Origin of the sequence: Oerskovia flava, from assembly GCF_026163685.1 — a bacterium.
Lineage (GTDB): Bacteria > Actinomycetota > Actinomycetes > Actinomycetales > Cellulomonadaceae > Oerskovia_A > Oerskovia_A flava.
The window spans coordinates 128440-146879 of record NZ_JAOXSR010000009.1; the positions used below are offsets into that span (position 1 = coordinate 128440).

The following is an 18440-nucleotide window of genomic DNA, read 5'->3' on the forward strand; positions in this document are numbered from 1 at the left end:
ACGAGGACGAGATGGACCTGATCGACGCGCTGTTCGACGCGCAGCTCACCCTCGGTGACCAGCACCTGCTCTGGCGCGAGATCGTCGGCAACGGGTTCGGGCTGGCCTCCGCGCTCGGCGGGATGCGGCGCAAGGTGTGGGCGTGGCCCGTGGGCATCGTGGGCAACCTGCTCCTGCTCACGGTGTTCCTCGGCGCGGTGTTCGCGACGCCGAACCCGGTCAACCTCCTCGGCCAGGCCGCCCGGCAGGTCATGTTCCTCGCCGTGTCGGTCTACGGCTGGGTGCAGTGGCGCGCGGTGCGTGCACGCACCGGTGACGCGGACGCCGACAGCCACGGCGTCGGCGTCGTGCCGCGCTGGGCGTCGGCGCGCGAGCGGGTGTTCCTCGTCGTCGCGCTGGTCGGCGGGACGGCGCTGCTCACCCCGGTCTTCCGCGCGCTCGAGTCGTACGAGCCCGTCTGGGCGGACGCGTGGATCTTCATGGGGTCCCTCCTCGCGACGTACGGCATGGCGAAGGGCTGGGTCGAGTTCTGGCTCGTGTGGGTCGCGGTCGACGTCGTCGGCGTCCCGCTCCTGCTCAGCGCGGGCTACTACGCCTCGGCGTTCATGTACATGTTCTACGGCGCCTTCACCCTCGTCGGGTTCTTCGTGTGGTGGCGCGTCGACCGCCGGGCGCGGGTGCTCACGACCTGAGGTGCCGCTCGGAGGCCGTCTGATACTGCGTCTCTTGACGTGAGACCTGATATCAGCGCACGATGGGGGGAGCCCGTCCGAGACCAGGGAGCACCGATGCCCACCCCACCCGTCACGCCCGGTGTCACCGAGCCGTCCTACGACCTCACCACCCCGCTCGACGTCGACTACGCCGGCGCGTTCGCGCACGCCACCGCCGAGGACCGCGCCCACCAGCAGCTGGTCCGGCAGTTCGTCCAGGACGAGGTCCTGCCCGTCATCGACGACCACTGGGAGCGCGCCGAGGTACCGCTCGACCTCGTCAAGCGCATGGGCGAGGTCGACCTCCTGCGCGACGGCGTCGACGTCGAGAACCACCCCCGCGTCTCCGTGCTCGGCGCCGGCCTCGCCGCCATGGAGATGTCGCGGGGCGACGGCTCGGTCGCCACGATCTGCGGTGTCCAGGGCGGCCTGGCGCTGCGGTCGATCCAGATGCTCGGCTCGGACGAGCAGCGCGCCCGGTACGCCGAGCCCATGGCCCGCGGCGAGATCCTCGGGGCGTTCGCGCTCACCGAGCCCACGCACGGCTCCGACTCGGTCTCGCTCGAGACCACGGCCCGCCGGGCGACCCGCGACGGCGTCGACGGGTACGTCCTCGACGGCGAGAAGAAGTGGATCGGCAACGGGTCCTCCGGCGACATCACCGTCGTGTGGGCGCGCCTCGTCAGCAACGACGGTGCGGACGACGGCGACGGCCAGGTCCACGGGTTCGTCGTCCCCCAGGACACCCCCGGCTACACCGGCACGACCATCACCGGCAAGGTGTCGCTCCGCGCGATCTGGCAGGCGCACGTCGTGCTCGACGACGTGTTCGTCCCCGCCGACCACGCGCTGCCCGGCGCACGGTCCTTCAAGGACACCGGCCGGGTGCTCGCGGCGACGCGACTGGGGGTGGCGTGGGCCGCCGTCGGGCACGCGGTCGCGTGCTACGAGACCGCGGTCGCCTACGCGAGGCAGCGCGTGCAGTTCGGGCGCCCGCTCGCGGCGAACCAGATGGTCCAGGAGCGGCTGACGTCGATGCTCAGCACGCTCACCCAGCTCCAGCTCACGGTCGCCGCGATGACGCGCCTCGAGGAGGCCGGGACGCTCTCCGGGCCGCAGGCGTCGCTCGCGAAGTACACGTGCACGCGGGGCGCCCGGCAGATCGCGTCGGTCGCGCGCGACATGCTCGGCGGCAACGGGATCCTCCTGCAGCACCGCGTCGCCCGGCACTTCGCCGACATCGAGGCCCTGCACACCTACGAGGGCACCGAGTCCGTCCAGGCGCTCATCGTCGGCCGCGACATCACCGGGGTCTCGGCGTTCGCCTGACCCACCCGCGCGGGCACGGCCCGCGCCCTCCGCTCCCCGGCGCCGCTCGCCCCTCCTCGCGGCGCCGGGGCCTTCGTCTCGACCCGAGCCAGGAGCACACCGTGAGCACCGTCCCCGAGCACACCGACCAGACCGGCGCGCAGGTCCCCACCACACCCGAGGACGAGCGCACGCCCGTCCTCCTGCACGGTGCCCGCACGCCGTTCACGCGCTTCCGCGGGGCGCTCGCGTCGCTGTCCGCGACGGAGCTCGGCGCCCACGCCATCCGTGGGGCGCTGACGGCCGCCCAGGTGCGCGCGGACCAGGTGGACACGGTCATCATGGGCCAGGTCATCCAGGCCGGCGCGGGGCAGGGTCCGGCACGCCAGGCCGCGATCGCGGCGGGCATCGGCTGGGACGTGCCGACCGTCACGATCAACAAGCTGTGCCTGTCCGGCCTCACGGCGATCATCGACGCGGCCCGCCTCGTGCGCACGGGTGAGGCGAGCGTCGTCGTCGCAGGCGGCCAGGAGTCCATGACGAACGCCCCGCACCTGCTGCTCGGCTCGCGGGCGGGGTACACCTTCGGCGACGCCACCCTGGCCGACTCGCTCACCTACGACGGCCTGCGCGACCCGTTCGACGGCCGGATCATGGGCGAGGCCACCGACCTCGGCTGCACGACGCGCGGGATCGCCCGCCCGGAGCAGGACGAGTACGCCGTCCGCTCGCACCACCTCGCGGCCGCCGCGCGCGACGCCGGTCACCTCGCCGAGGAGATCACCCCCGTGAGCGTCCCGCAGCGCCGCGGCGAGCCCGTCGTCGTCGCCGACGACGAGGGCATCCGCGCCGACACGACGCTCGAGGCGCTGAGCCGGCTGAAGCCCGCGTTCGTCGCGGACGGCACCATCACCGCCGGGTCCAGCTCCCCGCTGTCCGACGGCGCCGCGGCGGTCGTGGTGACGAGCCGCGCCTTCGCGCTGCGCAACGGGCTCCCGTGGCTCGCCGAGATCGGTGCGGCCGGACAGGTCGCCGGCCCCGACAACTCCCTGCACTCCCAGCCCGCGCGCGCGATCGAGCACGCGCTGGAGCGCGAGCAGATCGCCGTCGGGGACCTCGACCTCGTCGAGATCAACGAGGCGTTCGCCGCGGTCGCGCTGCAGTCGGTCGCGGACCTCGGCATCGACGCCGAGCGCGTCAACGCCGACGGCGGCGCGATCGCCCTCGGCCACCCGGTCGGGGCGTCCGGGGCCCGCCTCGCGCTCCACCTCGCGCTCGCGCTGCGGCGCCGGGGCGGCGGCACGGGCGCCGCGGCGCTGTGCGGCGGCGGCGGGCAGGGAGACGCGCTCGTCCTGCGGGCGTGACGCACGTCGCAGCACCTGGTCGTGCGGGCGGCGTCATGAACAGCCGCCCGCACTGTCTCTCTCGGTAGAACGGCCCACCTGGGTCCCGAACCCCCCGAGACGAGGCACCACCGCATGGCACTGCTCCAGCGCACCCGCACCGCGATCGTCCGACCGCGACCGCTGCACGTCCCGACCGCCGTGGCGGCCGTCGTCCTCGGCCTCGTCGCCGGTGTCCTCGCCGCTCCCGAGCTGCTCGCCTGACGCACCTCACCCGGCGCGCAGGGCCGCGTCGAGGCGGTCGAGCAGCTCGGCCTGCGCGCTGACGACCAGACCCCGCGCGCGGTCGAGGTCGAACCAGCCCACCCGGTCGAGCTCCGGGAACTCCAGCCGCCGCCCCGACCGCGGCGGCCACTCGACCTCGACGGTGTTCGAGCCCGCCCGCTCCGCGTCGAGGTCGAGGTCACCGGCCCGGGCCCAGACCCGCACCACCTTCCCGGCGCGCTGGCGCACCTCCCCCAGGTCGAGGTCCGGCACCTGCGCGTCGGGCGGCGGCGCCCCGAGCTCCTCGGTGAACTCCCGCACCGCCGTGGCGTGCAGGTCCTCACCGGCGTCCGGCTCTCCCTTGGGGATCGTCCACGCCCCCGCGTCCTTGCGGGCCCAGAACGGACCGCCCATGTGGCCGAGCAGCACCTCGGGTGCGCCGTCGCGCACCCGGTAGAGCAGCAGTCCCGCGCTGAGCGCCATCCCCTCTTCCTACACCCTCTTCCTGCCCACGCGCCGTGCGACCTGCCCCGCGTTCACGCGCACGCCACCGGCGCGACCGCCACGCTCCACCGGCCGGTCATCGGCGCCACCTAGCGTCCACGACGTCCGGTGCGCGGCTCGCGCGCGCCCCACATCCTGGAGGCTCCCCCGTGCACCTGCCCTCCCGCGCGCTCGCCACGACGCTCGGCCTCGGCCTGTGCGCCGCGCTGGCCACCGCCACCCTGCCCGCGGCCGCGGGCATCGTCGACGACCCGGTCTCGGACTCCGCCGAGGATGCCGCGCTGTCCCTCTCCCCGCTCGGCACCTTCGAGAGCGGCGTGTTCGACGAGTCGGCGGCGGAGATCGTCGCGCACCACGCCGCGTCCCAGCGGCTCTTCGTCGTCAACGCCGCGCAGGGTGCCGTGCAGGTCCTCGACATCGCGGACCCGACGCAGCCGGTGCTGCTGCACACGCTCGACACGACCGGGGTGAGCTCCGCGGACGGCACCACCGTCCCGGCGGGTGCGGTCGCCAACTCGGTCGCCGTGCGCCCCGACGGTCTCGGGATCGTCGCCGTCCAGTCCGACGTGAAGACCGACGACGGCTGGCTCGTGCTCTTCGACGCCGCCGACGACGGGGCGACGCTCGGCGCGGTCCGGGTGGGCGCGCTGCCCGACATGGTGACCGTGACGCCCGACGGCCGCCGCGCCGTCGTCGCGAACGAGGGCGAGCCCGACGACGACTACACGGTCGACCCCGAGGGTTCCGTCTCGGTCGTGGACCTGCCGGGCACCGTCGCGGTGCCGGGGCAGGACGCCGTCCGCACGGCAACCTTCCACGCGTTCGAGGAGGGCGGGAGCGCCACCCTGCCCGACGAGGTGCGGATCTTCGCCGGGCTCGAGGACGCGGAGCGCCCGGTGTCGGCGAACCTCGAGCCGGAGTACGTCGTGGTCGACGCCTCCTCGACCACGGCCTACGTCGTGCTCCAGGAGAACAACGCGACCGCCGTCGTCGACCTCGACGCCGCGCAGGTCACGGAGATCTGGCCGCTGGGCGCCAAGGACCACTCCCTGCCGGGCAACGGCATGGACCCGTCCGACCGGGACGGCCGGATCGACATCCGCCCCGTGCCCGTCAAGGGCCTGTACATGCCCGACGGCATGAACGCCTACGTCGCGGACGGCGAGACCTACCTCGTCACCGCCAACGAGGGCGACGCGCGCGAGTGGGGCGACTACGCCGAGCCGGCCCGCGTCAAGGACCTCGGCAAGGGCGGGCTCGCGCCGGTGTGCACGGACAGCCCGGCGGCCGGCCTGCGGGGCGACGCGGACCTCGGCCGCCTCAACGTCTCAACCGCGAGCGGGCTCGCCGCGGACGGCTCGTGCTACGAGGAGCTGTACGCGTTCGGCGCCCGGTCCTTCTCCATCTGGACGACGGCGGGCGAGCGGGTCTTCGACTCCGGTGACGACTTCGAGCAGATCACGGCCGCGGTCGCGCCGGAGGCGTTCAACTCCAACCACTCGGCGACGAACCTCGAGGGCCGCTCGGACGACAAGGGCCCCGAGCCGGAGAACCTCGCCATCGGCGAGGTCGACGGCCGCACCTACGCGTTCATCGGCTTCGAGCGCGTAGGCGGCGTGATCGTCTACGACATCACCACGCCCGACGACGCGCGGTACGTCACGTACGTCAACAACCGCGACCTGTCGGTCTCCGTCGAGGACGCCGACGACCAGGACGCCGCGCTCGCGCAGGCAGGCGACCTCGGGCCCGAGGGTCTGGCGTTCATCCCGGGCGCGGACTCCCCGACCGGCACCCCGCTGCTCGCCGTCGCGAGCGAGGTCTCCGGGACCACGACGCTGTTCTCCGTGGGCGGTCCGGCCCCGACGACGGCGCCGGGCAAGCCCGTGCTGAGCGACGACAGCTCGTGGGACGGCATCCGCGGCGGGTCGTACACCATCACCGCGAACCTGTGGTGGGGCCAGAACGGCACGACGTTCCGCCTCTTCGAGGACGGCGAGCTCGTCCACACCCAGCGCCTCGTGGACGCCACGCCGGCCGCGCAGAAGATCGAGGTCCCCCTCACGGGCCGGACGAACGGCACCTACGCCTACACGTGCGAGCTCGTGAACGCGGCGGGCACCACGCCGTGCCGCACGCACACGGTGAAGGTGACCGACGCGAACCCGGGCGTCGCGCGGCTGAGCCACGACAACCACCGCGGCGGCAGCGACTACACCGTCCAGGCCGACATGTGGTGGGGCACCAACGCGACCAGCTGGGTCCTGTACGAGGACGACGTCGAGGTGGCCGCCGGCGAGCTGACGGACCGCACGCCCGCGGCCCAGCAGGTCCGGGTGCCGCTCGAGGGTCGCGAGCGCGGCTCGTACACCTACCGCATCGAGACGACGAACGACGCCGGCACCACGGCGAGCAAGGACCTCACGGTCCGCGTGCGGTGAGCAGGCGGTGAGCGAGGGTCGAGCTGCGGTCCCGCGGGTCAGAGCACCGGCTCGCGGGACTGCAGCTCGGCCAGGACCTCGGGGTCCTGGAGCTCCATCCAGGCGATGACGTCCTGGTAGGTCGCGCAGACGGTGTCCGGCTCGCCACAGACCTCGAGCATGAAGTCGAGGGCCGCGGGGTTGAACGCGTTGCCGCTCCACCGGTTGAAGTGGTTGGCGACGACGATCGGCGCCCGGTTCCCCTCGCTCGCGGTGGTGTGCATGTGGCGGTAGGTCTCGAGGACCCCGGCCCGGATCTCGTCCGCCTCGTCGGGGGCGTCGCGCGCACCGTTGTACTTGAACCAGAAGTTGTAGTCCATGGCGAGCACGGTGCCGAACGCGGGTGAGCGCGTCGAGGGCACCGGGAACTGCCACACACCCTCCTCGACCTGCGGCCACGCCATGCCGTGTCCCGGCTTCGACGAGTCGTAGGTGAGACCGTGCGCCTCCCACGCGGGGGCGAGCTCCTCCCAGACCCCCTCGAGGCACGGCGTCCGGCCGCCCTTGACGTCGTCCGGGCCGAACGCGAGCGCCGGGGCGTCCGGGATCTCGTTGAGGGTGTCCCAGCGGCGCAGGAACCGGAAGAACTGGTCGAGCTCGTCGTCCCAGTCGGCGGTGGACCACTGGTTGCCGCCGGGCGGGTTGTCCGAGCAGAAGTGCCCGTTGTAGTGGGTGCCGAGCTCGTGGCCGGCGGCGTAGGCCTGGTTGAGGTCCTCGACGAGCCGCAGCACGTCCTCCTCGTCGCCGCCGAACCCGATCGACGCACGACCGGTCGAGTGCCCGGGGCCGGTGTACTCGTCGCGGCGCTCGTCGGTGAGCAGGTAGATGCCGGTGAGGAACCCGGTGAAGCGGGCGTCGACCTGCTCGGCGGCGGTCATGAACTCCTGCCAGCGGTCGTGCCAGCCGGCGCCGTCGAAGGAGAAGATGACGAACTGCGGCGGTTCCTCGCCCGGTTCGAGCGCGACCATCGGAACGTTGGTCTCGGCCCGCACGGGGACCTCCGGGACGACGGGCGCGGGCGGCGCCGCCTTCCCCGGAGGCCGTGCGGCCGTGACGACGTCGACGCCGAGCCGCACCGCGCACGTCGCGGTGAGCAGCAGCACGACCACGGTGAGGACGCTCGCGACGATGCTGCGCGAGCGCGCGCTCAGGGGCGTTCCCTCCGACGGGACCACGCACCGGTCCTTCCGCCGTCGGCCCGCCCCGGTCGGACGGGCCTGCCGTCGAGGACGACGCTAGGGGACGACGTCGGGCACGTGCGCACGCCGCGCGGGTCCGGCGCCGATCCGAGTCGTCCTACGAATGGCGACGGCGGCGCCCGGCGTGCATCGCACGTGGGCACCGCCGCCGCTCAGGACGTCCGGCTGCAGGTCAGCAGGTCGCGGCGTCGTACTCGTGCGTCGTGGTCACACCCCCGGCCTCGACCTCGGCGCTGCCCGCCGCCACGGTGGCCGCGCGGACCGCGAACGACTGGAAGTGGCTCTGCCCCGGGCCGACCTCGGCCCGCGATCGGGACCCGTACGGGGTCGTGAGCGTGACGTCGACCGCGGCGTCGGACACGTTGGTGGCCCGCACCGCGACATAGGCCCGTGAGCCGATGCACCGGGACTCGGCCGTGACCTCGACCGGGCTGGTCGCCGCCGTGCTCGCGGTGAGCGGTGAGACCGTGATGCGGTCGACGATCGGGGCGTGCCGTGCCCGCAGGAGGAAGTCGGCGGACCAGGTCTCGGACGCGTAGGTCTCGCCGTCCCAGTTGGTCGCCTCCTCCGAGCGCAGGGAGATGGTGTTCTCCCCCTCCTCGAGGTCGAGGAGCACGGTGCGCTCCCAGAAGTTGTTCTCGTGGAACGTCGGCACGAACATCACGCGCACCGGCTCACCGTCGTTGACGGAGAAGTCGGCGTGCCGGGCGACCGGGTTCGGGTTGTAGTGGGTGCCGTCCACCTGCTCCGGGTTGGAGTAGCGCACGACGACCGCGTGCGTGCCCGTCGTGGCGGCCTCGACCCGGAACGTCAGCGCGCTGTCGTTGCCGGGATCCCCGCCGACGCCGGTGACGGCCTGGCCGCCCTCGGCGAGCGAGAGCTCCGTGACCGTCGCGTCGCCCGCGAGCTCGGCGTCCTCCGCCTGGTACTCGGTGGCGTCGAGCGCACCCTGACCCGCCTCGACCCGCAGGCGGTCGAGGAGCAGCGGCTCCGCGCCGCCCGTCACGGTCACCTTGTTGACGCCGCCCGCGAGGTGTACGGCGATCTCCGCCGAGCCCGTGAGGTCCGCGACGTCCTGGCCGTTGACGGTCAGGGTGCCCTGCCCGTCTCCGAGGACGTCGGCGCCCAGGGTGGCCTCGCCGTCGATCGGCGAGTACACCCAGAACGTGGCGCTCTCGTCGGCCGCCAGCTCGACGACACCGGCACCGGAGGCCTGGCCCTCGACGCCCTCGGGCGCCGAGTACAGGGTGCTGCCACCGTCGATCTGCGCCAGCTCGGCCTCGTACACGTCGCTCGACGCGCCGTCGTCCGGCAGCGACAGGGTGATGCGGTCGATGAGCGCGTCACCACGCGTGACGCCCTCGCCGTCCAGGCTCTGGGCCGCGAGCGAGATCGTGTGCGTGCCCGCCGTGAGCTCGACGGTCGTGTCGCTGTGGTCCCACACGACCCACTTGTAGCCCAGCGGCAGGTGGATCTCCTGCTCCTGCGCGCCGTCGACCCGGACGAACACGTTCGTCGGACCGTTCTCCTGCACCAGCGAGTAGGTGTTGAGCGTGCTGGCGAAGACGCTGAGGTCGTACGTGCCGTCCTCGGGCACGGTCACCTCGAAGTCGAGCACGCCGTTCGAGCCCGTCCGCAGGCCGCCCACGTTGAACCCGCCCGAGGTGTAGAACTTGCCGACGTCGCTCGGCGAGCCCTCGGGGCCGTTGCGGGTGTAGCCGCTGCCGGTGTACTCGGCGTCCTCGGCCTCGTAGCTGCCCGCCCAGACGGTCGGGACCGCCGCGGTGGTCTCGCCGAACCCGGCGGGCGTCACGACGATCTCGTACGCGGACGACTCGACGAGCTCGGGCAGGTCGCCCTCACCGAACTCGAGGGTGACGGTGCCGTTCTCGACCGCGTACACGCCCTCGGTGAGGTGCGCGGGCTGGGCCGAGTCGCCGAGCTGACCGGTCCAGGGGATCTCCCGGACGGTGACCCGGACGTCGTCGCCGAAGAGCTCCGACGGGACGCCTGCGACGTCGACCGGCACCGGGCCGTCCTGACCACCGATGATGGCCCGCGCGACGGACTGCTCCTCGTCGAGCGTCGCGACGCCCTGGAGGGAGTAGTTCGTCCCGGGCGACGGGGGCGTGACCTCGACGGTGTGGCCGCTCATCTGCGCGTAGGCGTTGTAGAGCCACCACTGCCCGTTGCCGCGGTTCGTCTGGACGGCGGAGTCCGCGAGGTTGCCGTTGATGTTCCAGAACGCGATCATCGCGTCGACCTTGGACTCCTCGATCGCGGAGATCCACTGGATCATCTGGCCGGGGACCGAGGTGTGGTAGTTGAACGCGTACTCGTTGATGTTGAGCGGGAGCTCGGTGCCCTCGTCGTCGGACCCGGCGAACGCCGCGGCCTCCCAGCCGCGGAAGCGCTCGACGGAGTCACGGATGCTCTGCGGGTGCGTGAGCTCGTGCCACGTGATGATGTCCGGGACGGTGTCCTCGGCGACGGCGTGCTGCATGAAGCCCTGCACCTGGCTGTACAGGATGCTCGTGCCAGGGCCGGCGATGCGCATGTCCGGGAACTCTTCCTTGATCCGCCGGTAGGTGGCGTCCCAGGCCGCGAAGTAGTCCGTCGGGTCGTTGAGCCAGCTCGTCCTGTTGTAGCTCCACTGCCCGGTGCCGAACATGTTGCCCTCGGGCTCGTTGAACGGCTCGATCACGAGGTTGTCCAGGTACTGCGGGTCGAGGTCGTGGATCATCGCGAGCTGCTCGTCCAGGACCTCCATGTAGTCCGCGAGCTTGGCCTGGGGCGTGCTGCCCGGCCACTGGTACGGGAAGCCCCGGTACCAGTCGGTGACGCGCAGGTAGACGTCGCCGCCCGTGGTGTCGCCGAGCTGGCCGACGATCTCGAGCGCGTCGGAGCCCGGGTGCTGGGCGCCGTCCTGCGCCTTGGTCGCGACGGTCCGCACGTTCATGCCCTCGACGAGGTTGTCCGTGGGCATGCCGTCGGCGTACAGGCCGTAGAGGACACCGGACGCGCCGCCGTGGAAGGCGCCGGTGTCGGTGCCGAGGTCGATGCGCAGCTCCCCGCGCGTCACCGTGACCCGCGCGGTCACGGCGGTGCCCGCCGCGTCGCCCGCGACGAGGAACGTGCCGCTGGCCGCGTAGTCCGCCGGGTCGACGTCGTCCCACACCACAGGGACGTTCCGGTCGACGCCGTCGCTGAAGGTGGCCCGCACGCTCTCGGGCAGTTCGGGCGCGGTCCCGACCGAGGTCCGCACCGCGACCTGCCCCTGCGTGACACCGGTCAGGGTCGGGACGTCGTCGCCCGCCAGCTCCGCGACCTGCTCTGCGCTGAGCGCCGCGTGATAGACCCGGAAGTCGTCGATCGCACCGTTGAAGAGCGGGTCCGGGTAGAACGACCGGCCGATGTACCCGGCCGACGACGCCCCGGCCGTCAGCAGCTCGCCCGCGGAGATCCCGGTGGTCGCGGAGGAGACCGCCACGCCGTCCAGGTAGGTGGTCAGGCGGTCGGCGTCGGTGTCCAGGGTGACGGTCAGTGTCGCCCAGTCCCCCGCGGCCAGGGGCGAGTACCCCGTGACCGTCGTCTCCGACGCCCCGCCGCCGTTCGTCGTCACCGCGGTCCGCAGGCGGCCGTCGGCGTTCGAGGGGGTCGAGAACAGGTAGCGCTGGTTGTTCGTGCCGAGCGCGTAGATCCACTGCCAGGCACCGCCGGTGCCGTCCCAGCGGACCCGCGTCGAGACCGTGAGGTCCTGCGCGCCCTCGAGGGCGCCGCGCGGCAGCGTCACGTAGCCGCCGCCCGTGCCGCCGTGCAGGTCGAGGGCCGAGCCGCCGGCCTCGTCGTCCACGAGCTCGGCGCTGCCCGAGAGCGTGCCGTGCAGGTCGTTGCCGGAGCTGTCGGTGACGGTCGTGCCGTCGAGCGCGTCCATCGTGTAGTGCAGGTCGGGCTCGGGCGTCGCGGCCGTGGCAGGCGCGGCGAACGCCCCTCCCAGGAGTCCGGCGCCCAGCGCCGAGACGGTGGTCAGTGCCACAGCCGTCCGTCGCGGCGTGCGCCGCGACTGCGTCGTGCTCTTCGTCGAGTACCTCATCGAGTACCTCTCTGTCGCCGCGCGCTTGCCGGCGCGCGCTCGAACGTCGTCGTACGAGCTCCCCCTCGGGGGTGGTGCCTCCTCCTTCCTCGATCGTCCGCATCGCCGTCGAACCGGTTCCGCGGTGGACGTGCCCGTCCCGCCCCGGCAGCGCCGGGGCGGACTCTCAGGCGGGCGCGGCGCTCATGCGGTCGGCACGAACACCCGCATGGTCGACGGGCCGCGCTCGGCCCACCGCTGGTACGGCACGAGCCGCAGCTCGACCGGCTCGCCGGCGCCCGGGTTCGGCGGACCCGCCGCGAAGGGCGGCCGTCCCGTCCCGTCGCCGGTGGGCGGCAGGGCCAGGCCGCGGGCGCGGGCGCCGTCGTCGTCGTCCGCCAGCGGCGCCGCGACGTCGAGGCGGACGTCCTCGAGCTCGACGCCCGCGGGCAGGTCGACCGACTCGAGGCACAGCACGAGGGGCCCGCGCTCCACGGCGACGGTCCCGCGCACGGCGTCGACCCGCGGGTCGGGCCACGTGAGGCGGGGGGCGACGGGCAGCCGGAGCACGACCTCGTCGCCCGCGGCGAACGTCCGGGTCACCTCAGCCCAGCCCGGCGCGGCCGGACCGGCCGTCCCGTCCGGGTCGGTGAGCCTCGCGCCGTCGGCCCAGTGCGGGACGCGCATCCGCAGCGTGACGGGCCGGTCCGGGGCACCCGTGACCTCCACCGCGACGTCGCCCGTGCGCGGGTAGCCGGTGCGCACGGTGAGGGCGAGCTCGCCGCCGTCGTCGAGCACAACCCGCACGTCACCGGCGGCGTGCTGGACCAGGGTGACGGTGTCGCCGTCGACCGACACCGCGTACAGGTGCCAGGTCGCGAGCGTGCGCGCCACGTTCGTCGGGCAGCAGGAGACGTCGAACCAGGGGGCGCGGACGCCGCCCTCGGCCCGCGGGTTCTCGGCGTCCGGGCGCACGTCCGCCCCCGCGACCCGCTGCTGCAGCGGGTTCGCGTAGAAGAACGCCCGGCCGTCGGTCCGCGGCGACGTCGCGACCACGTTGTAGAAGGTGCGCTCCATGAGGTCGGCGTACCGCACCTCCCCCGTCGCGAGGTACAGCCGCCACGAGACCATGACCGACGCGACCCCGGCGCACGTCTCGCAGTAGGCGCGGTCGGGCGAGAGCTCGAAGTCGTCGCCGAACCCCTCGTCCTGGTGCCGCGAGCCCATGCCCCCGGTGAGGAACGTCCGTCGCTCGACGGACCGGGACCACTGCCGCTCGACCGCGGCGAGGAGCTCGTCGTCCCCCGTGTCGACCGCGACGTCGGCGGCGCCCGCCGCCAGGTAGAGCGCGCGGACCGCGTGCCCGCGCCAGACGTCGGCCTCGCGCACCGGCACGTCGTCCTGGAAGTACGCCGGGCTCAGCAGCGGGATGGGGCCGAGCGTGCCGCGGCCCCGTCGCTCGACGAACAACCGCGCCTGCTCGGTGTAGCGCGGCTCGTCGAGCGCCCGGCCGAGCTCGGCCAGCCCGACCTCGATCTCGGGGTGCCCGCACAGGCCCTCCCGGGCGCCCGCGCCGAACTCCCGGCAGACCTCGTCGGCCGCGCGGCGCGCCACCGCGACGAGCAGGTCCTCGCCGACGGTCCGGACCCGCGCGACGGCCGCCTGCAGCAGGTGGCCCGTGCAGTAGAGCTCGTGACCCCGCTCCAGGTCGGTGTACCGGCCCGGCTGGCCCGCGTGCCCGTAACAGGTGTTGAGGTAGCCGTCGGCGTCCTGCGCGGCGGCGATCCGGTCGACGAGCCCGCCGAGCATCGCCTCGACCCGCGCGTCCCCCGTCCGGCCGTGCTCCCACGCCAGCGCCTCGACGAGCTTGTAGACCTCGGAGTCCGAGAACTGCCAGCCGGGGCGGTGCCCACCGGTCGTGCCCTGCGCGACCCGGTCGAAGTTCTCGACCCACCCCAGCCGCTCCATCCAGGCGAGGCAGTGGTCCAGCGTCGCGGCCGCGTTGGTCTCCTGCAACCGGCCCCAGAACCCTCCGGTCAGCCGCACCTCGCCCAGGCCCGCACCGCGGTGCGTGCCCGCCGGGACCACCGGCCGGGCGAGCCGAGCGTGGGCCCGGGTACCGGCGTCGGGCAGGGTGGACGACGCCGCGGCGCCGGTCAGGGTGACGTGCTGGGTCACGAGCTCAGTCCTTCACTGCGCCGGCGGTGACTCCCGCGGCGACGTAACGCTGGGCGACGACCAGGAGGATCGCCGCGGGGACGGACGCGACGACGGCGGTCGCCATGATGGCGTTCCACTGCGTCGTGTTGTTGCCGATGTACTTGTAGATGCCGAGCGTGATGGGGATGAGGTCCCCGTTGCGGTTCAGCGTCGAGGCGAAGATGAAGTCCGACCACGCCCACAGGAACGCGAAGAGCGACACGGTCAGCGTCGAGTTCCGGCTGACCGGCAGCACGACCGACCGGAACGTGCGCCAGGCGCCCGCGCCGTCGATGCGCGCGGCCTGCAGGAGCTCGCGCGGGATGCCCGACATGAAGGCCGTGAAGAGCAGGACGCCGAACGGCACCGCGATCGTCGAGTTCGCGACGATGAGCCCGGGGATGGTGTTGAGCAGCCCGAGGCGGACGTAGATCGCGTAGAAGCCCATCGCCATGACGACCGCCGGGATCATCTGCGCGACGAGGAGCAGGAAGTTCAGCGTCCTGCCGCCCCGAAGGTTCAGCAGCGCGAGCGCGTAGCCCGCGGGTGCCGCGATGACGACGGTGAGCAGCACGCATCCGAAGCCGATGAGCAGGCTCGTCGCGAGGGACGGCAGCTGTTGGTCGAACACGGCGGTGTAGCCGACGAACGTCGGCTCGAACGGGAACCACCGCGGCGGGTCGGACCGCAGGTCGCTCGTCTCGGTGAGGGAGACGTTGACCATCCAGTAGACGGGGAAGAGCATGAGCGCGGTGAAGAACAGGCCGAGAGCGGTCTTCCACCAGGTCTTGCCGTAGGGACGGCGGTTCATCAGGGGGCCTCCTGCCGTCGCTGGAGCTGCAGGTGCAGGAACCCGAAGACGAGCGCGATGAGGATGAGGACGTTGCCGACGGCGGCCGCCGGCGAGAAGTCGGGCTGGCCGGTGCCGAAGGCCTCGCGGTAGGACCACACCGCGAGCGTCGTCGAGGCGTCGCCCGGACCGCCCGTCGTCATGATCCAGATGACGTCGACGACCTTGAGCGTGTAGATGAGCCCGAGCAGGATCGTGATCGCCGAGACAGGCCGCAGCAGCGGGAACGTGACGCTCCAGAACTGGCGCCACGCACCGGCGCCGTCGAGCGAGGCCGCCTCGTACACCTCGCCCGGGATGTTCTGCAGCCCGGAGTAGAGGATGACGAGGTTGAACGGGATGCCCAGCCAGATGTTCGCGATGATCACGGAGATCAGCGCGGTGTCCGGCGAGGTGAGCCAGTTGATCTGGCCGATGCCGAACGCGCTCAGCACGGAGTTGACGATGCCGTTGTCGCTGTTGAGCATCCACGCCCAGGTGGAGGCCGAGACGATCAGCGGCAGGAGCCACGGCACGAGGAACAGCGCCCGCAGCCCGCTGGAGAGGCGGAAGCTCGACCGGAAGAACACGGCCAGGGCCAGGCCGATCGAGAACTGGAACACGATCGAGACGACCGTGAAGAGCGCGGTGTTGACGAGCGCCGTGGAGAAGGTCGACGAGGTGAAGATCTCGACGTACTTCTCCACACCGACGAACTCGGCGTTGCCCTGGACGAACGCGCGGATCGTGTAGTCGTGCACGCTGAGGTCGATGTTGCGGATCAGCGGGTACGCGTAGAACAGCACGAGGTAGACGAGCAGCGGGGCGGCGAAACCGACCGCGGTCCACTGGCTCGGCCCGGGGCTGCGGCGCCGGCGGCGGGGTCCCGCCGCCGGGACGGGCACGGAGCCCGTCCCGGCGTCGGCGCCACGCGTCCCGACGGCCGTCGGGGAGGTCGTCATGTCACGTCCTTCGATCAGATCGTGTGAGCGTTCACAACTGTCGCGGTCAGCTCGTCGCCGACTCGGCGTCGGCCTGCGCGGCCTCGAGCGCCTCCTGCGGCGTCTGCGCACCGGACAGCGCGTTCTGCACCGCGGTCCACAGCGCCTCGGAGATCGGCGGGTAGCTCGTGCCGAGGTCGTCGCTCGTGCGGCCCTTCGCGTCGCGCACCGCACCGACCCACGGCTCGAGCTCGGGGTTCTCCTCGAGCAGAGCGTCCTGGCCGTCCGCCGTCGGCGGCACGTAGTAGGCGAACGTCGTCGCCGTCTGCACGAAGCCCTCAGGGGTCGTCATGCACTCGACGATCTGCCGCGTCACGTCGTACCGCGCCTCGTCGCTCTGGACCGGGGTGATGATGAACTCGCCACCCGTCGGTGCCGGTGCGCCGCCGCCGTCGCGCGCGGGGATCTGGATGATCCCGGTCTCGAACCCGGCCTCGGCCGCGCTGTTGACCTGCCACGTCCCGTTCTCCACGAACGCGAAGCTCCCGGTGAGGAACTCCTCCCACGTCGTGTTCTGCGAGTTGCCGATGACGGAGTTCGGGGCGTAGCCCTCGTCGAGCCAGCCCTTCCACAGCTCGAGGGCCTCCACGGCCTCCGGCGAGTCGAGCTCGCGCAGGTCCGCGCCGGATCCCCAGAACCACGGCAGGAACTGGAAGGAGCCCTCCTCGGTGCCGATCCCGGCGAAGGTGATGCCGCGGTGACCGGCGGCGTCGACCTGCTCGAGCGCCGCGGTGAGCGAGGCCCAGTCCGTGACGGACGCCGGGTCCACGCCGGCCTCGTCGAGGATCTCCTTGTTGTAGTAGAGCGCGAGGGTGTTCGCGCCGATCGGGATCCCGTACGTCTCGCCGTCGACGACGCCTGCGGCGAGCAGGTTCTCGTCGACCGCGGAGGTGTCGAGGCCGAGCTCCTCGACCGTCGTGAGCATGCCGGTGTCGGCGAGCGTCGAGACCGCGGGGTTGTCGAGGAGCATCACGTCCGGGGACGTGCCCTCCTGCGCGGCCAGGAGCGCCTGGTTGGTGAGCGCGGTCGTGTCGTACGCGGTACGCGAGATCGTGACCCCGGCGTCCTCGCCGCACTGCTGGACCCGGCCGGCCCAGTCGGACGAGTCGTCGTGCTGGGGGTACGGGTCCCACCACGTGTACGTGCCGGTCGCGGCGGAGTCGCCGGTGCCGTTGCCCGACCCGCCCTCGCCCGACGAGCAGGCTCCCAGGAGACCGACGGTGAGGGTGGTCGCGGCGGCGGTGGCGGCCACCAGGACGGGCTTGCGTCTGATGTTCTGCATTGCTGTTCCTCCTCGAACGTCCGGCCGACGGCGTCGACGACCGGTCTGTGTGCCGCCCCTCCCCCCGGGGAGCAGGTCTGACGGGGCTGGTCAGCCCCCGGTACGCCGCGGAGGCGCACCCGTGCTGCCGCGATCGACGAGCTCGGGCGAGACGAACCGCACGACGTGCGGCTCACCGGGCCCGACCTCCCCTTCGATGCGGCGGACGAGCTGGCGGACCGCCATGCGGCCCAACCGGTCCGGCGCGCTCTCGATCGACGAGAACGGCAGGGAGAACGTGCGGGCGAACTCGTCCGAGTAGCGCCCGAGCACCGACAGGTCACCAGGCGCGGTGAGCCCCCGCTCGTGCAGGACGCTCGGCAGCGCGGCCGCGGCGGCCTCGTTGTTGACGAGCAGGCCCGTCGCGCCGGGGTGCGCGTCGAGCACCGCGTGCAGGTCGCGCCCGACCTCGGGCTGGTGCGAGGCGCCGAACACGGAGTGCAGGGTCACGCCTCGCTGGCGCGCCTGCTCGTGCGCGGCGTTCTGCAGGCGCCACACGTAGGCGCCGCCCCGCTCGACCACGTGGTCCGGCTGCGAGACCAGGACGAGCTCGCGGTGCCCGAGCTTGTAGAGGTGGTCGACCATCGCGCGGCCGGCCTCCTCGAAGTCGAGGTCGAAGACGTCGACGCCGGAGCAGTCCTCCGGGAGCCCGACGAGCGCGCCGGGCTGCCGCGCGGCCCGCAGCAGCGGGAGCCGCTCGTCGTGCTCGGCGACGTTGAGCAGGACGACGCCGTCGACCATGCGTGAGTCGGTGATGCGACGCAGCGCACGCGTCCCGTCGTCCTCGGTGACGAGCAGGATGTCGTAGCCGAGCTCCCGCGCGGTGTTCGAGACACCGAGGATGTACTGCAGCATCGCCGGCGCGAACTCGTCCTCGAGGAACTGCGCGAGCAGCCCGATGACCATGGTCTGCGAGGTCGCCAGCGCCCGAGCGCCCGCGTTCGGGGTGTACCCGAGACTGCGCACCGCGTCCATGACGCGGGTGCGAACGTCCTCCGAGATCGCGCGCTTGCCGGACAGCGCGTACGACGCCGTGCTGCGCGACACGCCTGCGACACGTGCGACGTCTCCGATGGTGGCCACGATGCCCTCCTCTGTGCGAACCGGTTCGAAAGTAGCAGTCAGGATCGCCTGATGGCAACAGTCTTGTGCGTTGGCGAACGGGTGATCCTTTCGAACCGATTCGACGTTCGGGGTGTGGGGCGGG

13 protein-coding genes are annotated in these 18440 nt (G+C 72.6%); 5 read left to right on the forward strand and 8 right to left on the reverse strand.

The genetic code is table 11. The features are described from left to right. The first annotated feature begins 11 nt into the window (after positions 1–11). The 4 genes from pnuC to OHL10_RS14755 all read left to right on the forward strand — a co-directional run bounded on the left by pnuC (position 12) and on the right by OHL10_RS14755 (position 3628). A complete protein-coding gene (gene pnuC / locus OHL10_RS14740; protein ID WP_265522984.1) occupies positions 12–692 on the forward strand; it encodes a nicotinamide riboside transporter PnuC in 681 nt (226 codons plus the stop codon). 96 nt (positions 693–788) lie between these two features. Further along, positions 789–2042 carry an acyl-CoA dehydrogenase family protein gene (locus OHL10_RS14745; protein WP_265522985.1) on the forward strand — a complete coding sequence of 418 codons (1254 nt, stop codon included), beginning with the start codon at positions 789–791 and terminating at the stop codon, positions 2040–2042. Positions 2043–2224: 182 nt separating this feature from the next. After that, positions 2225–3385 (forward strand): acetyl-CoA C-acyltransferase, encoded by a 1161-nt coding sequence (locus OHL10_RS14750; RefSeq protein WP_265523044.1) that lies wholly within the window; start codon positions 2225–2227, stop codon positions 3383–3385. Positions 3386–3499: 114 nt separating this feature from the next. Beyond that, the gene (locus OHL10_RS14755; protein WP_265522986.1) at positions 3500–3628 is read left to right on the forward strand and encodes a hypothetical protein; all 129 of its coding nucleotides are present in this window, start codon (positions 3500–3502) and stop codon (positions 3626–3628) included. 6 nt (positions 3629–3634) lie between these two features. On the opposite strand, the gene OHL10_RS14760 is transcribed toward OHL10_RS14755, so the two are convergent. After that, the gene (locus tag OHL10_RS14760) at positions 3635–4111 is read right to left on the reverse strand and encodes an NUDIX hydrolase (protein ID WP_265522987.1); all 477 of its coding nucleotides are present in this window, start codon (positions 4109–4111) and stop codon (positions 3635–3637) included. A gap of 170 nt (positions 4112–4281) precedes the next feature. Between OHL10_RS14760 and OHL10_RS14765 the strand changes: the two genes are divergently transcribed. Continuing rightward, positions 4282–6573: a choice-of-anchor I family protein gene (locus OHL10_RS14765; protein ID WP_265522988.1), complete on the forward strand. Its 2292-nt coding sequence runs from the start codon at positions 4282–4284 to the stop codon at positions 6571–6573. Between the two features lie 38 nt (positions 6574–6611). Here the strand turns inward: OHL10_RS14765 and OHL10_RS14770 are convergent, their stop codons facing one another. The 7 genes from OHL10_RS14770 to OHL10_RS14800 all read right to left on the reverse strand — a co-directional run bounded on the left by OHL10_RS14770 (position 6612) and on the right by OHL10_RS14800 (position 18316). Further along, positions 6612–7787 (reverse strand): polysaccharide deacetylase family protein, encoded by a 1176-nt coding sequence (locus OHL10_RS14770; RefSeq protein ID WP_265522989.1) that lies wholly within the window; start codon positions 7785–7787, stop codon positions 6612–6614. Between the two features lie 196 nt (positions 7788–7983). Beyond that, positions 7984–11847, reverse strand: a complete 3864-nt coding sequence (locus OHL10_RS14775; RefSeq protein ID WP_265522990.1) for a LamG-like jellyroll fold domain-containing protein — start codon at positions 11845–11847, stop codon at positions 7984–7986. Positions 11848–12087: 240 nt separating this feature from the next. Further along, positions 12088–13971: a glycoside hydrolase family 127 protein gene (locus OHL10_RS14780; RefSeq protein ID WP_425499020.1), complete on the reverse strand. Its 1884-nt coding sequence runs from the start codon at positions 13969–13971 to the stop codon at positions 12088–12090. Between the two features lie 94 nt (positions 13972–14065). Then, positions 14066–14893 (reverse strand): carbohydrate ABC transporter permease, encoded by an 828-nt coding sequence (locus tag OHL10_RS14785; RefSeq protein ID WP_265522992.1) that lies wholly within the window; start codon positions 14891–14893, stop codon positions 14066–14068. Then, positions 14893–15873 carry a carbohydrate ABC transporter permease gene (locus OHL10_RS14790; RefSeq protein WP_265522993.1) on the reverse strand — a complete coding sequence of 327 codons (981 nt, stop codon included), beginning with the start codon at positions 15871–15873 and terminating at the stop codon, positions 14893–14895. Before OHL10_RS14790 ends, OHL10_RS14785 begins: the two co-directional genes overlap by 1 nt. A gap of 46 nt (positions 15874–15919) precedes the next feature. Beyond that, positions 15920–17194 carry a sugar ABC transporter substrate-binding protein gene (locus tag OHL10_RS14795; RefSeq protein ID WP_265522994.1) on the reverse strand — a complete coding sequence of 425 codons (1275 nt, stop codon included), beginning with the start codon at positions 17192–17194 and terminating at the stop codon, positions 15920–15922. Positions 17195–17284: 90 nt separating this feature from the next. Further along, positions 17285–18316, reverse strand: a complete 1032-nt coding sequence (locus OHL10_RS14800) for a LacI family DNA-binding transcriptional regulator (RefSeq protein ID WP_265522995.1) — start codon at positions 18314–18316, stop codon at positions 17285–17287. Positions 18317–18440 lie beyond the last annotated feature (124 nt).

Coding starts and splice junctions, on each gene's coding strand:
- pnuC (WP_265522984.1), top strand. CDS start 12: ATGGACCTGATCGACGCGCTGTTCGACGCGCAGCTCACCCTCGGTGAC.
- OHL10_RS14745 (WP_265522985.1), top strand. CDS start 789: ATGCCCACCCCACCCGTCACGCCCGGTGTCACCGAGCCGTCCTACGAC.
- OHL10_RS14755 (WP_265522986.1), top strand. CDS start 3,500: ATGGCACTGCTCCAGCGCACCCGCACCGCGATCGTCCGACCGCGACCG.
- OHL10_RS14760 (WP_265522987.1), bottom strand. CDS start 4,111: ATGGCGCTCAGCGCGGGACTGCTGCTCTACCGGGTGCGCGACGGCGCA.
- OHL10_RS14785 (WP_265522992.1), bottom strand. CDS start 14,893: ATGAACCGCCGTCCCTACGGCAAGACCTGGTGGAAGACCGCTCTCGGC.
- OHL10_RS14790 (WP_265522993.1), bottom strand. CDS start 15,873: ATGACGACCTCCCCGACGGCCGTCGGGACGCGTGGCGCCGACGCCGGG.
- OHL10_RS14795 (WP_265522994.1), bottom strand. CDS start 17,194: ATGCAGAACATCAGACGCAAGCCCGTCCTGGTGGCCGCCACCGCCGCC.